This window comes from Pseudomaricurvus albidus (genome assembly GCF_018863235.1).
GTDB lineage: Bacteria > Pseudomonadota > Gammaproteobacteria > Pseudomonadales > Cellvibrionaceae > Pseudomaricurvus > Pseudomaricurvus albidus.
On sequence record NZ_JAHKRS010000005.1, the window covers coordinates 227,009 to 251,727 of the forward strand.

12 protein-coding genes are annotated in these 24,719 nt (G+C 50.8%); 7 read left to right on the forward strand and 5 right to left on the reverse strand.

The window, feature by feature from the left end; translation table 11 throughout:
- The first annotated feature begins 243 nt into the window (after positions 1–243).
- The 6 genes from KOI40_RS10605 to KOI40_RS18890 all read left to right on the forward strand — a co-directional run bounded on the left by KOI40_RS10605 (position 244) and on the right by KOI40_RS18890 (position 16,776).
- Positions 244–8,709 carry an isopeptide-forming domain-containing fimbrial protein gene (locus KOI40_RS10605; protein WP_216097483.1) on the forward strand — a complete coding sequence of 2,822 codons (8,466 nt, stop codon included), beginning with the start codon at positions 244–246 and terminating at the stop codon, positions 8,707–8,709.
- Positions 8,706–13,913, forward strand: coding sequence for an OmpA family protein (locus KOI40_RS18755; protein WP_216097484.1), 5,208 nt, complete (start codon positions 8,706–8,708; stop codon positions 13,911–13,913). Before KOI40_RS10605 ends, KOI40_RS18755 begins: the two co-directional genes overlap by 4 nt.
- A gap of 124 nt (positions 13,914–14,037) precedes the next feature.
- Positions 14,038–14,532 carry a CinA family protein gene (locus KOI40_RS10615; RefSeq protein ID WP_216097485.1) on the forward strand — a complete coding sequence of 165 codons (495 nt, stop codon included), beginning with the start codon at positions 14,038–14,040 and terminating at the stop codon, positions 14,530–14,532.
- Positions 14,533–14,773: 241 nt separating this feature from the next.
- Entirely contained in the window at positions 14,774–15,808 is a 1,035-nt protein-coding gene (gene recA, locus KOI40_RS10620) for a recombinase RecA (RefSeq protein ID WP_216097486.1), read from the forward strand.
- 160 nt (positions 15,809–15,968) lie between these two features.
- Positions 15,969–16,448 carry a regulatory protein RecX gene (locus tag KOI40_RS10625; protein WP_216097487.1) on the forward strand — a complete coding sequence of 160 codons (480 nt, stop codon included), beginning with the start codon at positions 15,969–15,971 and terminating at the stop codon, positions 16,446–16,448.
- A 55-nt stretch (positions 16,449–16,503) separates the two neighbouring features.
- Positions 16,504–16,776, forward strand: a complete 273-nt coding sequence (locus KOI40_RS18890) for a YkgJ family cysteine cluster protein (RefSeq protein WP_233710183.1) — start codon at positions 16,504–16,506, stop codon at positions 16,774–16,776.
- 172 nt (positions 16,777–16,948) lie between these two features.
- Here the strand turns inward: KOI40_RS18890 and KOI40_RS10630 are convergent, their stop codons facing one another.
- The 5 genes from KOI40_RS10630 to KOI40_RS10650 form a co-directional block, all read right to left on the reverse strand.
- A complete protein-coding gene (locus tag KOI40_RS10630; protein ID WP_216097488.1) occupies positions 16,949–17,344 on the reverse strand; it encodes a PilZ domain-containing protein in 396 nt (131 codons plus the stop codon).
- Between the two features lie 2 nt (positions 17,345–17,346).
- Positions 17,347–19,131 (reverse strand): DUF1631 family protein, encoded by a 1,785-nt coding sequence (locus tag KOI40_RS10635; RefSeq protein ID WP_216097489.1) that lies wholly within the window; start codon positions 19,129–19,131, stop codon positions 17,347–17,349.
- Positions 19,132–19,170: 39 nt separating this feature from the next.
- Positions 19,171–19,806 carry a histidine phosphatase family protein gene (locus KOI40_RS10640; RefSeq protein ID WP_216097490.1) on the reverse strand — a complete coding sequence of 212 codons (636 nt, stop codon included), beginning with the start codon at positions 19,804–19,806 and terminating at the stop codon, positions 19,171–19,173.
- Between the two features lie 140 nt (positions 19,807–19,946).
- Entirely contained in the window at positions 19,947–21,386 is a 1,440-nt protein-coding gene (locus KOI40_RS10645) for a pyridoxal phosphate-dependent decarboxylase family protein (RefSeq protein ID WP_216097491.1), read from the reverse strand.
- 92 nt (positions 21,387–21,478) lie between these two features.
- Complete coding sequence (locus KOI40_RS10650; protein WP_216097492.1) at positions 21,479–22,705, reverse strand: DUF819 family protein; 1,227 nt, start codon at positions 22,703–22,705, stop codon at positions 21,479–21,481.
- A 497-nt stretch (positions 22,706–23,202) separates the two neighbouring features.
- On the opposite strand from KOI40_RS10650, the gene KOI40_RS10655 reads away from it, so the two are divergent.
- Positions 23,203–24,591, forward strand: coding sequence for a serine hydrolase domain-containing protein (locus tag KOI40_RS10655; RefSeq protein WP_216097493.1), 1,389 nt, complete (start codon positions 23,203–23,205; stop codon positions 24,589–24,591).
- Positions 24,592–24,719 lie beyond the last annotated feature (128 nt).

The following is a 24,719-nucleotide window of genomic DNA, read 5'->3' on the forward strand; positions in this document are numbered from 1 at the left end:
GGGATCTTTTCATTATGTTTCCCGCTTTTTCGTTTATAAAAAGTTAATTAATTAAAACACCGAAATAACAAGATTCAGTTTCCTGATTTCTTATAAGGGATGCTAGGTCACTCTTTAAATAAGCTTTTGATTGGGGAAAGCTTTGAATGATCCTGGTAATTAAACTTCTCTTTAGATGTGAAGCTAATGTTATTTCCCGGTCGTGTTTTGGGTTAAAAATCACTTGATTTTCTTGGGGATTCTATGCGTCAGTGTCAAGGACTGAGTTCATGGATAGTTGCTGCGTTCGTTCTATGTTCTTTTCTTCTGGGTGGCGTAAGTACGGTTCAGGCTGCAGAGAAGTTTTGTACTGATGCACCATATTTCGGCGTAATTGACGGTAATGTTATTGCTAATGCGCCGACTCAAATCACCATCGATGACACCTGTACGTTCAAAAACTGGCCAATTTCCAGGCCTCTCAGTACAAATATCAATTTCCAGACCAACGATCCCTCAATTTATCTGATCATTTTCGATAATGTGTATTATACCGGTAATATGGCCTGTGCGAATATTCCGCATAAGCTGTGGGTGGTAAATTCACGGGAAGACGCTTTCTCTGTGAAGTGTCAGGATATTATTGTTCCGCCTGAATCTATTGATAAGCAGTCTCCAGTTTCGTCTATTGGTATTGGAGAGCAGTTTACATACCGTCTGGTCTTGCCTTCAATGTTGTTTCCTGAGGGGGTTCCATCGCCTAATAATATCGGTGATGTGGTTATGACCGATGATCTGGATGCAACGGGCGCATCTCTGACCCTCATAGGCACTCCAACGGTTACCTTTGCGGATAGCGGGTTGCCGGTGCCACACACATTTTCCCAGTCTACCCCTGATGGTGGTTTACTGACCTTTGCATTCGACAACACCATCCTTGCCGGTCAGCAGATCAATGTTGATATTACGGTCGAAGTTGACGATGACAGCTCGATCAATACGGCGGGTACTCAGATACTCAATATTGCGGAGTGGGAGTTTTCCCGATCCATTGATCTGGATGAAAACGGAATCATCGAAGACGGCACAGTCGATCTGGATGGTGACGGAATTATTGAAGACGAGTTCTTTAATCCTCTGCCGGGTGAGTCCGGTGTTGCTGATCCTATTACGATTTCAGAGCCTTCTCTGGTTGTCAGCAAAACGTCTGATCAGACAGCTGTAAATCTGGGCGTTCCAGTGACTTATACCATTGATGTACAAAACGTTGGCGGCGCGGACGCCTGGAATGTCACGGTTACCGATTTCCTGCCGGATCTTCCTGCTGCACCGGCGGGTATGTGTGATATTGATCCGTCTGCCACTGTAACCGCTGAGGTTTTTGAAGCGGATGGCGTGACCAGTGTTTCAGGACCACTGACACTGAATACAGATTTCTCAGTAAATTACTCCGCCTCCCCAACATGTGAATTCAGTATCTCTACCTTATCCGCTCAGTCTGTGATCGGACCAAACGAGAGGTTGATGATTTCTTTTGTGAGTGGGCTGGATGCAGATACTACAGCGGATACTCAGCCCTTAACCAATATTGCGGGCGCCGAACTCTGGTATAGCGGCCCCAACAGTGTGACTACACGTCGGGAGTTTACCCGGACTGTGACTGATGGAACCCCGGGAATCGTGGATTTCCAGGATAACTATACAATTACGACGGCATTGTCCGGGTATTACTTTGAACAAACCGCTACCAATACCGTAACGGGTGCATTGCCGGCCCAAACGGCAAACGCGGGTGATAGAATTCGCTATAGGCTGCGACTGTTCAATGTTGATCAAACCATCAACAATATCGAGATCAATCAGACACTCAATCCTGCCGAATTTGACTTGTCCAGTTTTTCGATGGTTGATGATGCCGGAGCCAGTTACTCGTTTGATTCTGTTTCCGGGCAACTGATTATCAATGGCGGCTCGGGTTCTCTCAACGTTGCCCAGGGCAATGATTTAAACATTGTATTTGAAGTCAATCTTAGTACGGCATTGACCAATGGTGATGTGATTGAGATTCAGGCCAGTTTGGCAGCCGATCAAAATACCGCTGATACTAGCGATGATTTCAGTGCTCTGAGTGACGATCCGTACATCAATGGCGTATCCGATCCTGATGTTGACGGTGATGAAGATCCGACTCCCGTTACCATCCAAACTCCGGGACCTCTCGCCAAGGCCACCACCCAGTCCAACACCACCATTGGTGAAACGTTCACCTATCTGGTGACTGTACCAGCCTCACCCATTAATACCCCACTGTACGATGTTCGTATTCTGGATGATTTATCTTCAATTTCTGCTGATTTGCGCTTTGTTCAGGCAAGTGTACAGTCGGGCGGCAGTTGGGCACTGAGTAATACCGGCACCGCGACCAATGTTGTGATTGAGGATACTTCTACGGGTATTGATATTGCAGCAGGGGCCCAAGCTGTTATTGCCATCTCGGTTGCGCTGGAAAATTCCACCGCCAACCAGTCCGGGGTGACATTCACCAACAGCGCACAGTATACCTACAACCGCACCAATAACCTGGCAGCCACGCAACTTAATGGTGGTGGTTCCAGCAGTGGTGTCATGACGGTTATAGAACCTGATTTACAGATCGGGAAGTCAGTCAGTTTTGTTTCACCTGCGGGCAAAGCTTCTACGGACAATGCTGCCGTTGGTGATGTTCTGGAATATCAGGTGACACTCACCAATACCGGTAATTCACCCGCCTACGATGTCAGTATCACAGATACACTGCCGTCTACGGTTTCTCTGGTTGCTTCAAGTGCTAGCGTAGAAATTAACGGCACCGGCGTCGCAGGATTTATCAACACCCCTGATACTTCAACTTCCGGTGAATTAATCTGGGGTCATCTGAACGAAGATGACAGTCTGGATATTCCGGTTAATCAAACTTTGGTTTTGACCTATCAGGTTAATGTTGATGCCCCTTCGCCATCCGGTATTGCCAACTCAGTGGTGGCTGAGTGGTCCTCTTTGAATGGAGCCAGTGCACTTGAGCGTGATGGCCGGGGATGTCCTGCTATCAGTGAGCCCAATGATTACTGCGCAGGACCTGCCAGCGTTACGGTGTCGAGTAATGATAATACGTCCATCACCAAGCTGGTGGTCAGTGACAGCTATAACGAAACTCCGGCCAGTAGTGGAGATCCGGTTGTACGTGTTGGCGATACGGTTAATTACCAGCTGAGCCTCAATCTTCAGGAATACACAACGTCAAATGTTGTGGTTCTGGATCAGTTACCTGATGGTATGGAGTACCAATCGTTGGTGGCGATCACGCCAGCGTCGGGCAGTGACAATTTTACTTATACGGTCAATGCTCAGCCTGCCAGCGGAGACAGTGGCACGTTAACCTGGGATCTTGGTGATATTGTCAACACTCCCAGTGGCGATGGCACCGACATTGATACTCTGGTGATTGAATACCAGGCGGTTGTTGTTACCGATAATGCGCCTGCGGGTATTAATACAGCAACCACCAACAGCCTGACCAATACGGCTTCTTTGTCCTATACCGGTGGAGATCCGTCAGTTTATCCTGGACGTTTGACGGCCACCGATACCGTTGCAGTTCTTCAGCCATTGATGAGTCAGATCACCAAGCAGGATATGGCCGGTGGCAGGGTCGGTAGCGGTACATCCATTGATCCCTATCAGGTCGATATTGTTAATGACAGGATGAATTTTGAAATTTCATCGTGTAATAACGGTCTGGCACCTGCCTATGGTGTGATCATTCAGGATCAGTTGGCTGCTGAACTGGATGAGACAGACTTGCAGGTCAATGCTCCCATCGTATCTGTTGGTGGAAGTGTTTTATCGTCCGGAGTGGATTACTCCCTGTCGCTGCCCGCACGCGGTGGCAGTATGCAGATGACTTTACAAGACTCTGTTGCGGTTGATCCCGGCGAGTGTGTCAATGTGACTTATGGCATTGGTTTTCATAGTGATACAGCGCCGTTTTCAACCTGGACAAACAGCGCTTCGCTGACGGAATATCGCTCTCGCCCCGCATCTGTTGATGGTCGTATTTATAACCCTGCTGATGTGGCTCAGGTTTATATGACCAACCAGATTGGTATCGCGCGTCTTTCCAAGCGTCTGATCTCGGGTTCTGAAGCCACTATAGGTGAAGAGGTCAGTTTCGAGCTTGTTGTGCCGGCGGTGCCAGTCAATGCGGCACTCGATAATGTCGTAGTCACCGATACTCTGGCAGATGCGTTCGAATATCTGGATGCTACTGCAGTCGACAGCAACAATGGTTCAGTTTCCATTGCGGATAACAGCGTAGCTCCCAATCAGGTTAGTTTGGCTATCGGTACCATCGCCGCCGGTGAGCAGGTCACGATTACTCTGAATGTGCGGCTACTGAACACCGCTGACGCCAATGCGGGTGATGCAATTACCAATACCGCATCCTATTCTTATACCGGTCTGGATCCCGCTGCAGATACCCGTGGCAGCAGTGAACCTTTGGCTGTGATTGAGCCGTCTATTGCGATTGATAAAAGTTTTGTCAATGTGACAACTCCCGGTGCCTTGCCAGCTCCCGGAGACGTACTGCGTTACACGCTGGAATTTACCGCAGCTGGTGGTGTTGCTGATGATGAATTCAGTGATGCTTTTGACTTATCCATTGAGGATAGCCTCAGTCTAGGCCTGCTTTATCAGGCAGGCACCGCTGTGGTGGATGGCACTGGTAATACGATTGCTGATCCGGTTGATAACGGTGGCGACGGTTCAAACAGTCCACAAACTCTGACATGGGATCTGGCCAGTTCTACAGCAGATATTGATGTTGGCGAAGGATCGACTGTCACTGTGAGTTACGATGTCGTTGTGTTGAATGATGTTCAGCCGGGACAGACCCTGAGCAACAGTGCGGTAGTGCGCTGGACGGGACTGGATGGCGCCAGCAGTTTGGAACGGACTGGCAGCAACTCTCCGGCTGTTAACGATTATGTTGCCGGACCCGCCATTTCCAGTGTGTTCAGTCGCCTCGATGTCTCGGTCGTAAAGTCTGTGATGAATGTTAACAGCGGCCAGGACCCTGCCACAGACGCAGAACCCGGAGACGTACTGCGTTACACGCTGGAGATCAGCAATAACAGTCTGGTTGCTGTGACCAACGCGGAACTGATCGATACTCTTGCCGCTGAGTTTGCTGCCGGTAGCCTGAATCTGATCAATTACCCCAGTACGGCGGATGTCAGTGCAACCGATGGTAATGGTGGGGCGAACAATACTGGTCAGTTGCATGTCTCGGGTTTTACTTTGGCGGCGGCAGGCGATCCATCCGGTGATGACACATTCATTGTAGAGTTTACCGCTCAGTTGGCACCGGTATTGGACAGTGGCACCCGTGTGCTGAACACTGCCGAAATCAGTGGTGATAACCTGCCGTCAACCCCGAGTAATACCACATCGACAGTCATTTCTTCTGCGCCACTGATGCGTGTCGAAAAGGTTTCTGACGATGTGACGGGTGATGCAGCCAGTTTGCAACCCGGCGACACCCTTCGCTATACCATTACCGTGACGAATGAGGGTAATGAAAACGCCAAAGACGTCATTCTGAAAGACCTGATTCCTACCTTTACCCGTTATGTCCCTGGCAGCACGACTTTGAACGGTGCTCAGGTATCCGATGTGGCGGCTGGTGTCTCTCGCTTGCAGGATGGTCTGCTGGTGCATGCTCCGCAGGATGCTACCGCAGGGGTATTGCAAGCCGGGGTGGGACACGTCGCCACGATCGGTTTCGATGTCACTGTGAATACCGGGGTCGTCGGTGGAACCGCCATTTCTAACCAGGGTTTTGTCAGCGGCAAAGGCGCGGGCACGAGCGGTGATTTTGCCGAGACACCTTCCGATGATCCTACCACGGCGACGGTTAATGATCCCACCGTGGATATCGTGGGAGATGTTGCTCTGCTGGATGCTCACAAGACCGTCAGTTTGCAGCAGGATAATGGCAGTATTGGTATCGTCGATCCTGGTGATACCTTGCGCTACACCATTGTTGTCAGCAATCTGGGGACAGTAGATGCAAGTGGTACCCGTTTGGTCGATGCTGTCCCGGCGAATACCTCCTATGTTGCGAACAGTGTTTATCTGAATGGTCAGGCTGTTGGTCAACCTGACGGTGGTGTTTCGCCTTTGGTGAATGGGATTACCATTCAATCCAGTGATGGTGTATCCGATGGCGTTATCTCTTCCGGCAGTTCTGCAACAGTGGTATTTGATGTGCTGGTCGACTCCACCGCCGCGGTCGGAACCGTAATCAGTAACCAGGGAATCGTCAGTAGCGATGCTCAGGAAGATGAGCCCACTGATGCGGACGGCATTGACAGTAATGGAGATCAGCCAACCATCAGTGTGGTAGGTAATAGCCAGCTGATCACCATCACTGAAGAGGTTTTTGACCTCAATGGCGGTGTAATTCTCCCGGGTGATGAACTCGAATATGTGGTTACCGTCACCAACATTGGTCAGCTACCCGGGCGGGATGTGGTCATTGACAGTAATCTGGATATGCCCGTCGCAGGACAGCTCGACTACATCGCAGGATCTGCACGTCTCAATGGCGGAAGTTCCAATGTCATCTTTGTCGATCCGGTGATCAGTGGCGACTACGGTACCGACTTTGGTGATTTAGCCGCAGGTGATTCGGTTATTTTGCGCTATCGCACGCTGATTGACAGCAATCAGACAACGGGCACCACCATTACCCAGGATGCTCGGGTTCAATGGAACGCGGGAAGTCAATCCGAAACAGCCTCTGTCTCGGTGGTTGTCGGGGCGACACCCGGTGGTACAGCCACTATCGGGGGCAGTGTTTGGCACGATGTTAACCACAATAAGGCGGTTGATGGTGCTGAAACGCTACTGGGCAACTGGGATGTAGTTTTGTATCGGAACTCCATTGCACTGGCTTCTACACAAACAGATGCCAATGGTGTTTACCGGTTTGTAGGGTTACAGCCTAACGATGTGTCTGGTGCAGATTACAGCGTCCGGTTTATGGCTCAGGGAGCAACGTTAAACAGCGCTGCGTTGGGCTTGGCTCACTCGCCATTTACCAATGGGCTGCATTATATTTCCGGCATTCTCGTCAGTGAAAATAGTTTTCTGGACAGTCTCAATTTGCCCATTTTGCCTAATGGTGTGGTGTACGATTCGGTGTCCCGGGAGCCGGTTTCCGGCGCTTCGTTGACCATGGTCAGTGCTGATACCTTGCAGGCTTTGCCAGACAGCTGTTTTGATGATCCCAACCAGCAGGGCCAGGTTGTTTCGTCGGGTGGTTATTATCGTTTCGACATTAATTTCAGTAGCCCGTCCTGCACAACCGCTGGAAGTTATTTGATCCAGATAGTGTCACCTTCGTCTGGGTATGAAGCGGGTGTATCAAAGCTGATTCCTCCCCTGAGCGATGAAACGACAGCGGCCTTTGATGTTCCGAATTGTTTGAACAACGCCGATGATGCAGTGCCAGCCACGGCTGATATCTGCGAAGCGGTTGATGGATACGATGCACCGTCACAATCTGTCGCAGCGCGCAGTGCCGGTACCAATTACTACCTGCATCTGGCTTTCAGTAATGTTTTGATGCCTGGTGAGAGCCAGTTGTTCAACAATCACATCCCTCTGGATCCTGTACTGGATTCGGCAGTGGCAATTCGCAAAATTGCCGGAAAGGTGAATGTCAGTCGCGGTGACCTGGTGCCCTATACCATCACCATCAAAAATGAATACATTACCCAGCTTCAGGACCTCACGCTGGTGGATACATTCCCACCGGGATTCAAATACGTCGAGGGTTCTGCCCGCTTTAATGGTAATTCATTGGAGCCAGACCTGATCGGAGGTCAGTTGCAGTGGAAGGATCTCGACCTGAGTCTCAATGAAGAAAGCAAGCTGGAAATGTTGTTTATTCCCGGTGCCGGTGTTGCCGAAGGTGAATACATCAACCGGGCGCACGTGATGAATTCGCTGACGAATAATCCTGTTTCCAATACGGCCAGTGCCACGGTTCGTCTGGTTCCCGATCCGACGCTGGACTGTTCCGATATTTATGGACGGGTATACGAGGATAAAAACCTGAATGGATATCCCGATAAAGGCGAGAAGGGCATTGCCGGAGCCCGGGTCGTTACCGCCCGTGGTCTGTTGATTACCTCGGATCAGCATGGTCGTTTCCACCTGACCTGTTCGGCCGTTCCCAATGAGCTGCGCGGTTCGAATTTTGTGTTAAAGCTCGACGAGCGCAGCTTGCCCAGTGGTTATCGCATCACGACTGAAAACCCTCGTGTTGTTCGACTCACGCGGGGTAAGGCTGCCCAGTTCAATTTCGGTTCAGCGCTGCATCGTGTAGTGCGTCTGGATGTAGCTGATGCGGTCTTCGAACCTGGCTCAACAGAAATGCGCCCGCAGTGGAAGCCGCGCTTACCCCTGTTGATTGAAGAGCTGGAAAAAGCACCTTCTATTTTGCGAGTTTCTTATTTGGCAGATGTCGAAAGTGAAGATCTGGTGGAAGCCCGGGTTGCAGCTATTAAGGAATCCATTGCAGAAAAGTGGGATGGGCTGGCGTGTTGCTACGTGTTGAATGTTGAAACTGAAATCTATTGGCGCCGCGGATCCCCGCCTGATCGGTCGGGAGTATTGAAATGATTCAGACAAACAAAATTAAGGATGTTACAGCGTTGCGATCAGGTGGATGTGCAGCCCTTAACAAGTGGCTGATGACTTTGGTGTTGTTGTGTCCCGCGGCTCAATTGATGGCTCAGGACGAAATAACGGAAAAATCTGCACCAGGCGGCTTCAACCAGTGGATGATGAAGCCTTTGAGCTGGAGCCAGGATGCCTACCAATCACTGACAACACCACCGGCGACCCGAGCGAATGTCTATGGTGATAACGCTGAGCATCAACAGACGAATATGAATGGTGCTAGCGCCTGGCAGTTGGAAGATGATGGCAAGACCGGTGATTATCTTGAAACCCAGCAGGTCGAAGCAGAAATTGCCAAGACGGTGAAGTTGAAAGATGTCGTTCCTGCGATTCATTTTGCTTCCGGAGATGCCAATATCCCCGATCATTATGTTGGTCTGATCAGAGAAACCCTGAAAAAAGTGGAAGGGCGATCCAATGTGCGCCTGCACTTTGTGGGACATACCGACAACGCTCAGTTGAGTCCTGAGTTGCAGAAGCTCTATCGTGACAATATTGAATTGTCTCGCGAGCGGGCAGGAACCGTTGCTGAATATTTTCTCAAAGCGCTGTCATTGCCTTCGGAATCCGTTTCCTATGAAGGCCTTGGGGAGTCAGACCCTGTGGCCAGTAATAGTACGGCCGCCGGTCGGGCAAAAAACCGCCGTGTGAATGTGGAAGTATGGTATGACGAGATCAGCGAAACCCAGGTAGAGCGTGAAGTGCTGGTGTCCGAGCATATGAACCGGATTAAAGTCTGTCGGGTCGAAACGGTCTGTAAACTTCGTTATAAGGAAGGTCACGACAGACGGGCCAAAGTGAAAAACCTGGTAGCGCCTCTGCGTTACGATGCCAACACCACTGAGGTACCAGTACAGTTTCTGAAGCAGATACACGAAGCGCTTAACAACCTCAAAACCAAGCAGAATGTCATGGTGCGTTTCGTTGGCCACACTGACAATCGTCCTCTGGCTGGGCGTGATGCCAGTATCTATGGCAACCATCTGAGCCTGTCTCATGCTCGCGCGCGACGTGTCGCGCTGGCGGTGCAGGATACCCTTAACTTGTCCGGTGTGACCATCGACAGTGACGGCCAGGGTGTGGGTAAACCCGTTGCGTCTAACGATACCGAAAAAGGCCGCATGCTAAACCGCCGTATTGAAGTGGAATTCTGGTATGACGATCCTCTGCAGGCCTTGCCGGATGAGCCGCAAATTTGCCCGGAGTTGTCGGGGGCCGAAACTGTGGTCAAGGTTTACCATCCGCCTTCAGGCGACATCGCCCCGGTATTGTTCAGCGGTGGCCAGCCACAACTGCCACAGGGGCTGGGACCGCGTTTGCAGCAGCTGATGGCACAGATCAGTGATAAGACCAATGTGCGTCTCCGTTTTACCGGTTACATCGCCAATAAACGTCTGGATCGACGAACCGCAGCGATCTATGGGGATGACATTGGCCTATCTACCGCTCGTGCACGGCGTGTTATGGAAATGGTCAGTCAGCAAATCGGTCTGTTGGAGGAGCAGGCGGAGTTTGAAGGCCGTGGCTATGTGCAGGTTGACGATGTCGTGAATGCCGGGTTTGTGGAGTCTGAACAATCCCGTGTCAAGGTTGAAGTCATTTATGACGAGCTTGCCGTACTCGACGATCTGGACGATATGGATATTACGCGCATCAATCGCGAAGTTGAGACCGAAAACCCTTATGCACTCAATCTGATGCGTATTACGGTCGACGGCAAAACCCTGAACGACCCAGGCACCAGTGTGGCAGATGTGCAGCGTTGTACGGATGTGGCACTTGATCAGGCCGATATTCGTTTCAAGCATGACAATATGGATTTCAAACCGCGTCTGAATGTCACGGCCTGGCCTCGCAGTGTGCGTTATCAGGACGATTACAACACGCGGGCGATCGACAATCGGGTGTATTTTCAACTCTACAGCAACTACCCCAGCCGTATTGACCGCGCTGAGGTCCGTGTATTCGAAGCAGGGCAGTCGACACGTACCGAGCCGCTGGAGATTGTTCCTCTGAATGACGACGGTCGTGGTGAATGGCTCGCCGAGTTCGAAAATTTCCAGGCTCCGCGTCGCCACCTTAACTATCTGGTTCGTGTGTATGATGAACAGGGGCGCTACGATCAGACACAACCGCAATCCCTGTGGGTTGTTGACAAGGTAGATACCGATCAGCTTTTGACTGCAGACAAGGAGCGGGAATTACGAACCGGTTACGGTGAAAGCCGTCTGGCTGAACAGCACATTCCCCTGAGCGGTGGCTCGATCAAGGTGTATGGCGACAGTATTCCAGACGGGCACTCAGTCTGGGTGGCTGGGCGTCCGGTACCTCTGGGGACGGGAAACGCGTTTGTCGCAGAAGAGTTGTTACCTGCTGGATTGCACACGGTTGAGGTGGCGGTTCTGGATGAGCAGGGCAATGGTGAACTCTTTCAGCGTGACTTGCAGTTCAAGGAAAATGACTGGTTCTATGTGGGTATCGCTGATTTCACTCTGGCGATGGACAAAACCGATGGTCCGGCTGCCATTGTGACGCAGGACGACGACCACTATGACAATGGATTGAGTGTTGATGGGCGTTTGGCGTTTTACACCAACGGCAAGTTCGGCAATGACTGGGAATTGTCGGCCAGTGCGGACACTCGTGAAGGTCCTGTGGATGAGTTGTTCAGCAACTTCCTGGATAAAACGTCAGAAGCGCTGTTCCGCCGAATAGATCCGGATTATTACTATCCTACCTTCGGCGATGACAGTACCGTCGAAGAAGCGGCGCCGACCCTTGGCAAGTTCTATGTGAAATTACAGAATCGCGACGACTATGGCTTGTGGGGTAATTTCAATGTGGACTACTCCGACAGCAGTCTGGCGCGTATCGATCGCACACTGTACGGTGTGAACGGCCATGTACAGTCGGATGACCTGACAAGCTATGGTGATCAGCGCTATATGGTTGACGGGTTTGTGGCCGATCCGGGAACGGTCGCCAGCCGCGACGAACTGATGGGAACCGATGGCTCACTCTATTTCCTCCGTCATCAGGATATCCTGCAAGGCTCCGAGCAAATCTGGGTTGAGGTCAGAGACAGCGATTCCGGCATGGTGCTGGCAGCGAAGCGACTGGTGGCCGGTCTCGATTACGACATCGATTACATCCAGGGGCGTGTTCTGTTGTCAGAGCCTCTATCTTCTACCTACGCCGATGAAATGTTGTTGGGCAGTGACGACGGCGCGGGCAACCGGGCCTATCTGGTCAGTCGCTATGAGTACACCCCGGGTTTGAATGAGCTGGATACTCTGGCTGCCGGTGGGCAGGCTCATTACTGGATGGGGGATAATGTCCGTGTTGGCATGACCGCTTATAACAATCAGGAGGATGGCGTTGACAGCAGTGTCAATGGTGTCGATCTGACGTTGCGCAAAAGCCCGGCGACCTGGGTCAAACTGGAAGTCTCGCAGACCAAGGGCGAAGGTGTTGCTACTCTGGGATCAAACGACGGGGGGTACACGTTCAACAATGCATCGGTGGACAACCCTGATGCCAGTGCCGGAGGCTTCCGTATTGATAGCCGATTGGCCTTGGAAGACGTTCACTCCTCTCTCAATGGACAGTTAACCGCTTACATGCAATCTGTAGAGGCCGGCTTCTCTTCGCCTGGACAGCAGACCAATCGCGATACCGACCAGTTTGGCGGGACCCTGATTGTTCCGGTGACCACGCAACTGAATCTGCGGGGCAAGCTCGACGTCAAAGAGCAGGATCAGGGCCTGGCCAACAGCGCTGCGGAAGTGAATGCCGACTATGGCATCAATGATCACTGGCGATTCAGTGGTGGTTTGCGTTACAGCGAGCGGACCGATGATTCCCCGGCTGTCGCTGTCACACAAGAGCAGGGCGAACGCGTAGATTCACGCCTGCAGGCCGACTATAACTCGCTGTCTGACTGGAGTGCTTATGGGTATATACAAAATACCCTGACAGCCTCGGAAACCCGGCAGGACAATAATCGTGTGGGGGTCGGCAGCCACTACCGGATGAGTGAAGCCCTGACGCTGACCAACGAAGTGTCCACCGGCGATATGGGGACACTGGGTAGTGTCGGTGTCGAGTACCTGGTATCAGACCGCAGCAGTTTGTACACCAGTTACGTGGTTGAAAATGAGCGCAGCGACAATGGCCTGCGTGCCAGAAAGGGCAATCTGGTCTCGGGTTTCCGCACGCGTTATTCCGATACCACCAGTATCTATCTGGAGGAGCGCTATTCTCACGGCGATGTGCCAACCGGGCTGACACACTCGACCGGGGTTGATCTGGCACCGAATGATCATTGGAATTTCGGACTCAGTCTCGACATCTCTTCTCTGGAAGACATGCAGACCGCAGCACTCACCGAGCGCACGGCTTTCGGTTTCAATGTCGGCTATCGTTTTGCGGATACGACCATTGCCAGTGCTCTGGAATACCGCACGGATGACTCCGAGAATGCCACTACCGGTTTGATGAGTGAGCGCAAGACCTGGCTGACCAAGAACAGCCTTAAAGTTCAGCTTAGCGAGAACTGGCGTCTTGTCGGCAAACTGAATATGTCGGAGAGCCAGAGTTCACTGGGTGAGTTCTACGATGGCAGCTTCACCGAGGCGGTACTGGGTTACGCTTTCCGCCCCACAGACAGCGGGCGACTGAACGCCTTGCTCAAGTACACCTATTTTTACAACATGCCCACAACAGACCAGGTCACGGTGGCCAATACCGCCGCCGAATACCTGCAAAAGAGCCACGTGATCTCGGCGGATATGACCTATGCCCTGACCGAACGCTGGAGTCTGGGCGGTAAGTACGCTTTCCGTCGCGGGGAATTGAGTCTCGATCGGGAGGATCCCGAATTCTTCAGCAGTGACGCCTATCTGTATATCCTGCGGGCCGACTGGCACCTGACACGTCGCTGGGATCTGATGCTGGAAGGGCGGATGCTGGCCTTGCCGGACGCTGAGGATCAGCGCAGTGGTCTGTTGCTGGCGCTCTATCGTCAGCTGGGCGACAACTTCAAGCTGGGCGTTGGCTACAATGCCACTGATTTCACTGATGATCTTACGGACCTGGACTACAACAGCCAGGGATTCTTTGTGAACGCCATTGGCAAGTTCTGATTGCCAAACCCTTCTCACGCCGGCAGCGTAAATCGCTCCGGCGCCCATCGGGTTGGGCTTGTACCGACCGTCACCATGCCGCATCATGGCCCTTTCTTTTCCCGTGGGCTGATCCGGAGATATCATGAGTTCACAGACATTACCCCTGGCCCGGGAGGTTGGTCAGGCATTGCTGGCTCGCGGCTGGCGCATAGGCACTGCAGAATCCTGTACCGGTGGTTTACTGGCCGCCGCCATTACCGATGTGGCGGGCAGCTCCGGCTGGTTTGATGAAGGGCTGGTAACCTATGCCAATGCCAGCAAACAGCGGCTGCTGGCCGTTCCTGCCGATGTTTTAGACTCCCAGGGTGCCGTTAGCCAACCGGTTGTTGAAGCCATGGTTAAGGGTGTGCTGGCCAGAGGAGCGGATGTTGCCGTGGCAACCAGTGGTATCGCCGGGCCGGATGGCGGCAGTGATGAAAAACCCGTGGGTACCGTCTGGTTTGCCTGGGCATTAGCGGGTAGAGTCTTCAGCGAGAGAAAGGTTTTTTCCGGTGATCGGGTAGCTGTCAGGGCCCAGGCTACAGAGTTTGCGCTGAGTCAGCTGCTGCAGCTTCTGGAGGCCGATTCACCCACTTAAGTGGGTGTTTTGGCAGCAAACCAATAGTACTGTACAAAAAAATAGTACTGTCTTCTTGTACAGTAAAAATAATTGTGCTTCAATGCATTCAACACGTCAGAGTAGAGACGGCTGCAAGACACCAATTCAGATCAGACACAGGGTAAGTATTGGATGATCAGTGTTGGGTGATCAGTATTGGAAAAAACGCAAGCCGCTCCTCGTTACAGCATCAAATCCATCCAATAAGAAGGGGTGACTCATGGATCAGAACAAAGAAAAAGCATTGCAGGCTGCTTTGAGCCAAATCGAACGTCAATTTGGTAAAGGCACTGTGATGCGGATGGGGGATAAGGAGCGCGTTCGTATTCCGTCCATTTCCACCGGTTCTTTAGGTTTGGATATTGCTCTGGGTATTGGTGGTTTGCCAAAAGGCCGTATTGTTGAGATCTACGGTCCTGAGTCTTCTGGTAAAACGACCCTGACTCTGCAGGCCATTGCCGAGGCGCAAAAAGCAGGCGGCACCTGCGCATTTATTGATGCTGAACACGCTCTGGACCCGATCTATGCTGAAAAGCTGGGTGTCAACGTCGATGACCTGATTGTCTCCCAGCCGGATACCGGCGAGCAGGCTCTGGAAGTGGCCGACATGCTGGTGCGTTCAGGAGCCATTGATGTGATCGTGGTGGATTCTGTTGCCGCTCTGACACCGAAGGCTGAGATTGAAGGTGAGATGGGTGATCACCACGTGGGGTTGCAGGCTCGTTTGATGTCTCAGGCGCTGCGTAAAATCACCGGCAACATTAAGAATGCCAACTGTCTCTGTATCTTTATTAACCAGATTCGTATGAAGATCGGTGTGATGTTCGGCAACCCCGAAACCACCACCGGTGGTAATGCCCTGAAATTCTATTCCTCTGTACGTCTGGATATCCGTCGTATCGGTGCGGTTAAAGAGGGTGATGAGGTTGTCGGATCTGAAACCCGTGTCAAAGTGGTCAAGAACAAGGTTGCGCCTCCGTTTACCCAGACTGAATTCCAGATTATGTACGGCAAAGGGATCAACCGTATGGGAGAAATCATTGATTACGGTGTGAAACTGGGGCTGATCGACAAGGCCGGCGCCTGGTACAGCTATCAGGGCGACAAGATCGGACAAGGTAAGAGCAATGTCGGTAAATACCTGCTGGAAAATCCTGAAATCGCTTCCACCATTGAAGCTGAAATCCGCAGGCAGCTGTTACCTCAGGATGGTCCTGTAGAAGAAGTAGCGGAAGCCGAAAAAGCAGAAGCTTAATTCTCTTTGACAGATTGGGCAGTGAAAAAGCAGGCGCCTTTTCACTGCCAGGCCATTTCTGTTTACCTGATGTCAGCCTTATCTGAAGTTGGCATCATTCATAAAGCCTCTGGCTCTCGTCTGTTTTAAAGTCACATTGCAACCCAATCGGTGATATCTGATGAATGAATCTCAGGTGCCGGAGCAGGTCGCCTCCTATCGTCAAATTCGCTGGACCGGTATGGACATACTGGCTCGTCGAGAGCATTCCCGCCGGGAACTTCAGCAAAAACTGACACTTCGCTACCCGGACTCAACAACTCTAATTGAGCAGGTCATTGAAGACCTGAAGCATGAGTTATTGCAGTCTGATGAGCGATATACCGAAGCCTATGTGGTAATGCGCAAGCGTAAAGGCTACGGTCCACAACGCTTACAGCAGGAACTGAAAGAAAAAGGTGTAGAACAGAGTCTGGTGCTGGATGAGCTGTGTAAGCCCGAACATGACTGGTTTGAACAGGCAAAAGACGTCTTGCGGAAAAAGTTTAAAGAACCTGCCAGGGATATGAAAGAGCGAGCCAAACAAATCCGCTTTTTGCAGTATCGTGGCTTTGCCCATGATCAGATTCAGGAAGCAATGAAATTTGAAACCAGTATTTAGAATGCAGTGTTATAGTGCATCTTCCTTACCATTGATCTGAGTTCAGGTGACACCTATGGAATGCCGAAAAGCCTGCGGGATGTGCTGTATCGCGCCCTCAATCAGTCAGGCAATTCCCGGGATGCCGGAAGGTAAGAAGGCCGGTGAAATGTGTGTAAACCTTGACCCTGATACTCTGGCATGTCGTATATGGGGTACGGAGCAGTATCCGGACTTTTGTGCAGGATTCCAGCCGGAAGAGGCTTTTTGTGGTCACAATCGGGCTGAGGCAGAGGAAATATTGACCTTTTTAGAGTCCTCAACCCATCCAGAGTCCTCAACTTATTGAGAGTCTTCAACCCATCCAGAGTCCTCAACTTATTTGAGAGTCTTCAACCCATTGAGTGTCTTCAACTAATTAAGAGTCTTCACGAATGAAGAGCTTTCAACCTGCTGATGTCTTCAGTCTATTGAAAGTCCTTAGCTGATTTGAGAGCCCTTAGCTGATTTGAGAGTTTTAATCAGTCGTCAAGCTCGGTAGAAGACAGTCGCCTTGCCATAAACGTTTTCCAGGCCGGAAGCAGGGTGTCGTCTGATTCCAGAATCGCCAGCCCGACTGTCCACAGAGGGATGTCTGGATCCTGCTGGTAATCCAGGTTCTCGCTGCACCACTTAACCTCCGCCACCAGATTAAAGGCTTCAGGTTCATCGTCCAGCTGAATGGCAATTTGATGGATTCTGCCTGGCGTCAGTGGTTCGTTAACAACCAGTTGCAGACCGTTGGCGGAGAGATCCAGGCTTTGACTGATGAGTATCTCGGCGGGTTGCCGCCCATCATAACTGCCACCGTCAATTTCAATAAAAACAGTTTCCTGACGATGCAGGCGGTACTCCTGACGCTTATCGGCTTGCTTCATTGCTATGGCTTCCTTAATCCTCGCACCACTTTTTCCAGACTGCTTTCAAAATTCTCGCCCTGGCTTAGTATTGTTATTTGTTTTTGAGCCATTAACTCAACCAGTTGAGTTAATGAGTAATCGGCAATACGTTGTCCCAGACGATCAGTAAAGATGTACTTGTCGCTGTTTTGCAATTTTACAGACAACTTTATTTCTACAGTTTGAGTCTCTGTGCGTTGCCATTTTAACCAGGCACCGACATTCAGTTGAGCAATCTGCTGTTGTAGAGAGGATCGCAGATTGTCACTGATCTCAGGAAGGTTTTCGGCCTGTTGATGAAGGACTTGAGCCTCTTTTTCGGCTTTCAGGGCGGCCTGTTGTCGGGCCATCAATATTTCGCGATGCTTCTCTGCCTGCAGGTTTTTTTGGTAGTGATTATCCAGTCGCTGAAGTGTGCTATTCAGCGCGAGAGCATAAAGCTGATGGGTCTTCAGTGGCAGTATGTTTTTAGCGGCGAGGCCGACTGAAAAGTCATCAAAACTGTAGTCAGCCAGCTTTTGACCACTGTATTTTGTCATCAGCAATGTGTTCAGCTTAGGGCTCTTGTACAGCAATTTGCCTTTCAGGTATTCCTTGCTGTCCTGTCGGAACAGAAACCAATCACCTTCTTTAATGTGAGAGAGATCATGCTCTATGTTCTGGCTCAGCATGGCCTTTTGAGGTGCTTCTGCAGAAGTGGGCAGCAGGTCAGGGAACGGCTTTGTGACAATGGGTGTGCCAGTCATTGCCTGAAGAAAATAATGCTGGATAGCAGAAATAAAGTCAGGATATTGCTCCGCCTTGGGCAAGCCTTGCCAATAACTCTCATCCAGTTTTTCTATCATAGGAGGGAGTAGGGTGGCTACTTTAGTGCGATGACTTTCACTGCTATCGGAAAGGAACGCCCAGGAAAATATCTGCAGCAGGCGTTTCCACTTTTTCCAGAGTTCACACTCAATGCCTTCATGAATCAGAAGATATTGTAAATCACTGATCAGCGTGTTTTGGATAAACAGGGCAACATCTTCTGGTAGTTCCCGTTGTGAAAGACGTCGTCCTATGAATTCAATGACGGTTTTTCGGGCCGTTTCCAGTGCATTGCTACCGGATGCTGCTTCGAGTAAGCGCTGCTCGACTTTTTGGCTGCGTTCAAGATCGCTTTCAATAATGGCTTGTAGCTGTTTGCTATAGCCATCCATCTCCTGGCTGGAATTAATATCCAGTACAGGCAGCTCCTGACACAGTTTGTGTAACCATTCAGAGAAAGCTTTTCCCTGTCTGCCAGCAGCGGGTTCCCAGAGGGTTAATTGCTGATAGAGCTTCTGAATCAGACGGCAAAATGGGTGATCGGCAGTAATTGCGATGTCTGGTCTGGTTAGTAGCAGACAGCCGATCATCAGGCTGGTTTTTCGGCACAGGTGCGTAATGCTGCTGTGGGGTTTTGTCTGGGCAGTCAATTCTGAGATGAACAGATCGACAAAAATCAAAGCCGGCTGCACATCCCGGGTCAGTTGTGCGGACGGATTTAGCCGTTGAATATGTGTGCGGAGGATGAGTTTTTTATTCACCTGACCGTCTGGTGAGTCGTTAGAGTCTGCCTCCGGTTTGTCTGCCAGGGTTTCAATATCGGCCATCAATGCAGCGGGGGATATAGTCGTGTCCGACGTGGTGGGAGGCTGATGTTCTGAGAGCATACGCAGAGCCTGATGAAGGCTCTGGCCGTGACCTTTAAGAATTTGTGCGATAGGTAGAGCAGTTGTGGTCATGAAAATCCGAGGTGGTTGAGGCGTAGTGGTTCAGACGAGTTACTCGGCCTCTACTTCCTGTAAATGGGGCGTGAGATTAAATGATGGCAGGCTGCGAGTAGCCAGACACAGTTCAGTAATGCCGGTGTTATTCATGTTGTATTGAAGCCATTTTGTTGTGTCGTCAACCAGGTAATGTGCCAGGGTAACCGCAATGGCTACCCCATGCGAAACAATGGCAACCTGTGCGCCAGCGTGCTCCTGAATAATGTCTTCTAAGGCCTCTACCATGCGTTGTCGGACCATATTCTGGGACTCTCCATTTGGAGGAGTAAAGTCAGGTTCATCGCGGAGACGGGCGGCAACAGCCATTTTCCCCTGCAAGTCATCAAAGGAGGTATTTTCCCAGTCGCCGAGATGAAACTCCATCAAGCGTGGATCCAGTGCTACGGGCAAATTGTGGGCATCTGCAATGGCCTGTGCTGTGAGACGTGTCCGCAACAGAGGGCTGGCGATAATGACGTCAGGCTGCATAATCTGATGAAAATGTTGCCCCAATCTGGCAGCTTGCAGATGCCCCGTCTCAGTCAGCTCGGTGTCTGTCTGCCCATGCCACACACGCTGTACATTGGCGTGTGTTTGAGCGTGGCGAACGAATACCAGTCGGGAGGGCAGGTTTTCCGGGGAGTAGGGCATTGCCTTCATTCTCTGAGTAAATGGTGATCAACAGATGCTCCAGCCCACACGGGGGAGCCTGTCGATTGATTTTACACGGGAGCGTGAATTCAGCAATGCCTGTGGTTCGGAGATTTAAGAGGCCGAAAACCTCTATGATCTCAATTCTTGCGAGATTTCCGCTTAACGTACCAGTTCAACAGTTTCTCAAGCAGAGTGGGTGAGGCTGACTGTCCTTCGATGTCAGCTTGTTGCGACAGGTCCACCTGACCACCTCCGGCCTGATACATACTGGCATAGATATCCAGAATCTTCTTTTTCACAAGTCCGCGAAGGGGGATGTGGGCCATCATGCCATAGGTGGCCGCGCCGCCCTGTTCAGCCAGGGCGGGATTGGCTTTCACTATGGCGACACAGTCTTTTAGGTCCGCCAGATACTGATCGACGACTTTAAGGTGCTGGGCTGTCACCATGGCGTGCAGGCCTGCGGGATGCTGGTTTCGATTGACCTGCCAGCCTTTTTTGTCCATCTGATCACCCACCGCGTAGATATTGACTTCAGGGTCAATGGATTGGTAGGCGAAGAGCGGCCCCTGTGGGTGTCCCATAACAGCCAGTTCCGGAATTTGTTTAACGCCCTGCTTGAGTTGCTCTACGGCCTGGTGTGTTTCGTATGCCAATTTTTGATAACCATCCTGACCGAAGTATTGCAGGGTGGCCCAGGCCGCGGAATAGGCCCCACCGGGACGAGTGCCCAGCAGGGCCGACGATGCAAAAACACCTCCTGGCCAATCCTGATGAACAAACATCTGATGCTTCAGGTAATCAAGATTGCGATAGGTTATGGTTGATGCCCCTTTTGCGGCATACCCGTATTTGTGAATGTCAGCCGAAATGGAAGTAACACCGGCAACCCGATAGTCCCACAGCGGGAGATCGACACCATTCATCTCGAAAAACGGCAGAATAAAACCACCGACGCAAGCGTCGACATGCAGCGGTATTTTGTGTTTTTCGGCTATGGCACCCATAGACTCAATAGGGTCTATGGTTCCGTGAGGGTATTCGGGCGCACTGCCGAGTAACATAACGGTGTTGCGGTTGATGAGTTTTTCCATCTTTTTGAGATCGGGTGTCAAATCATCCAGTAATGGAACCAGCCGAATTTTGACGCCAAAGTATTCGGAAGCTTTAAACCAGGCAACATGGGCCGTTTCGGGAATGACCATTTCCGGTTTTTTTACTCCCCGGTTTGCCCTGGCCATATCCCGGTAGGTTTTAACCGCCATCAGGCAACTCTCAGTTCCACCGGATGTGACAACGCCGCAAACCTCATCCGTACCATTCAACAGATCTGCAGTAGCGCTGATGATGTCTGTTTCAAACTGTTTCAGACTTTTGAACGCGGTTGGATTGAGACCGTTTTCACTGGAAAATTTATGATACGAATGTTTCAAAAAATCAGAGTGTTCTTCGTTCAGATAATAGACAAGACTCCATACTTTACCGTCTTTGTAATTCGGGTCTTCTGCTTTAAATGTATCCAGTTGCTCAAGGATATCTTCGGCAGGGCGACCTTGTGTTGGAATGGGCTTGTGCATGTGTCCTCTCTGTAACATTTGTACACATCACTGGATGTGACGGTGGTGGTGCTCTTTCGTGGAAATTACATCTGTGGGGTAAGTGCCTGTTTTTACTGTGACTGTAAAAACAATGCCAACCCGATCCCTAAATAATTTCCCAGTGCATATCCAATAATGCCGGTGGTCATTCCCGACAAAATCAGCGAAGAATTGTTTAGAGCTTTAGCCATCAGGGGTACGAATGGCGGACTGCAAATGGCCGCGACTGAAGTTACCATGAAGGTATCGCTATCCACTTTGAATAAACGGCACAGCAAGGCGTGTAACGTAATACTGCCTAAAATCGTCATGGTGATGAAAACCAATACGATGGGATCAACTGCCACAAGGTTGTTGATGTCGGCCATAGACGCAACGGTAAAGCAAAAAACATAGACCCAGTACATTCCCAGTTTGTAAGAGAGCCTTAAACGGCGCACAGCAGGTATCAGTGAAGCAGCAATGCCGAAAGTGGTGAGCAGTACAATAACCAGTGCTCCCGATGTATTAACTCCCAGGCTGTGTTGCACAAACTGGGTTATCAGCAATGCAGAGCCCAGAATCAGAGCGCAGATGACAAATGCTTTTAACAGTTCTGGCAAGTTTTTGAAACGCAGTAATGGCTGGTAGTTGTCATCGTAGGTGGTTAGATCGCAGCTTGTGGGGGTATCTTTGTTGTTACTCAGATCTTCTTTGTGGTTATCGAGATTTTTTTCAGTGTGATTGGGTGTTGCATTCGATTGTGGGGGCTGGAGTCGTTTGCGGAAAAACGGTATGGCAATGGTCAGCATCAGAATCAGGTATCCTGCTCCTAATACGGTGTCAAGACTATGGAATACCAGATAGCTTTCGTGGGGAATATCAAGACCGGCTTTGATTGCTGCCAGATTCGGAGTGCCACCAGTATAGACACCTACCGACATGGCAGCCATTTGAGAGTATTCCTGTGTATGAACGCTGTTGGCTGAACTGCTTGCATAGAACAGGGATGTGGCCAGAGTCATGACTGAAACGGTTGCCAGCAACATGGAAAGGATGGCTTTCCCGGCACTTCTAAGCCAAGCAGTGACATTCAGAGTCATCATTAATAGTGGCAGGGCTATGGCAATAGAGCCTTCGCTGACCTGTTTTTGCAGGGGTAAAGCCACATCCGGCAGGAGTCCGCTGTTTCCTACGATCAAGCCAGCGCCATAGCATAACGCCACTGCCCCCACTTTTTGAGCCCACTGATAGTGTGAGCATGTCCAGAGCAAGAGCGCCGGAGTCAGAAGAAAAAATGCAGCAGCTGCAATGTTCATGTAATGGCAATGCCTTGAAAATTATTATTGGTGTCTTGAATAGTGCGCTGTCTATTACTGGGTGTCGATAAGGCTTATTGTTTTTTAAGTGGTACAATGGTACCACTTTGTTCTGGCTTGAAAAGGTAAAATATGGCCATAGTACTGGGTCAGCTAAAGGTTTTCGTCTGGGGTTAGCCTGCTTGCGGGTATGGTGATCAGGCCGACTGGAGTTCTTAAAATCACTAGCTTAAGGGGGAAGTTTTTGATGAATGACGTCGCCAAGATAAACCCGCAAACCGGGTCTGAGCGCCTCAGTAAACGACAGCCTGTAAAGCTGAAGTCTTGGCATTGATAAGACATGATACGTTTTTCAGTAGTGCCAAGTAGAGACGATAAAAATTTTTCTCTCACAATGCTAAAGTGCAGCTTTTGGGCGGCAGAAGCCTGAGTGAAACGCAATCGATCTGCGATACCAAAACGGTCCGATACGGGCCTGCTTTTCAAAAGGAAATCCTGTGAAAAAAGTCATTCTGACCTTGGGTGGTCTGTTTTTAGTCTTGGTGGTGATGGCTTCGTTGGCGGGCATCACGCCGCGCTATTTGAGCAGTGCGCCGGCCATGCTAACCGGGATGGGCGCCAAGTTGGGCTGTTCCGGGTATTACGTTACGGGTTTGTCTGCAGAGCAGTCCTATAAGGATTTACTGACCTATTCGCCGGTTCTGAAGCTGGTAGACTTGAACTTTGATGAAAGCTCCAAAAGCGTGAATGCAGAATTTTTAGGGCTGGAGACGGCCTCTGCCAAATACCGCCCTGGTCTGGGATGTACTGTGTCTATTGGTTCCACAGAACCTCTGGATCAACTGGCTGTCAGCCTGTCCTTGCCAGGCGATGATCCAGCCAGTAAGGAGCCATGGCCCAAAGGCAGTGGTGTGGACAGTATCCATCCGGATATTCAGCGTCGCCTGGATGCTATGCTGGCATCTGACAATCAGCAAGGCTTGCAAACGCGTGCGTTATTGGTGGTGAATAATGGACAGGTCGTGGCCGAGAGCTACGCAGAAGGCTTCGATGAACACTCTAAATTACTGGGGTGGTCTATGGCTAAAAGTGTCACCTCCTTGATGATGGGTCATCTGGAAATGGTGGGTAAACTGGATTTCGATCAGCAGCCGGTGTTTGAAGATTGGGCCAATGATGATCGGCGGGAGATACACTGGCGAGATCTGATGCATATGAGCAGCGGGCTGGATTTTCCGGAAGTCTATGAACCGGGGGCCGGGGCAACGGAAATGCTGTTTACGGTGCGTAGGGGTTCGGATCTGCCTTTGGCCGCCGAGCTGGTTCATCCTCCGGGGACGGTGTTTGAGTATTCATCGGGTACAACCAACTTACTGTCGCGTAAATTGTATGAAGCGGCGGGCGGTACGCCAGAGGCAAATGTTGCCTACCTGCAGAAGCACCTTATAACGCCACTATACCTGCAGGATTTCATCTTCGAGCCTGATCCCAGTGGCACATTTGTGGGCAGTTCCTATCTGTATGCCAGTGCCAGAGATTGGGCGCGTATTGGACAACTGATGCTGAATCGTGGAGAACTGAATGGTTATCGACTGGTCACCAAAGACTGGGTAGCGCGAGCATTGCAGCCGAACCGGTCAGAGAACAAGAAAAGTTATGGTTATCAATTCTGGCTCAATCGGGGCGATGCAGAACCGCGCTGGGAAGATTTGCCTGAAGACAGTTTTGCCGCTCTTGGCAATCGCAAGCAAATGGTTATGGTGGTACCTTCGAAAGATACCGTGATTGTTCGACTTGGTTGGACACACGGGAGCTACCCCAGTAACAAAAATGTAGCTGCTATATTGTCGTGGCTGGACCAGCAGCAGTTGTCAGCAGCACCATAAACCCGATTCAACACTTTAGTCCGGTTTCTGAGAGGAGGCTGGGGTGACACGCCTGGCTGAGTTATAATTCAGCGATGCTATGCTGGTAACAATCGGTGTTTTAACATGCTGCCAGCCCATGATCCGAG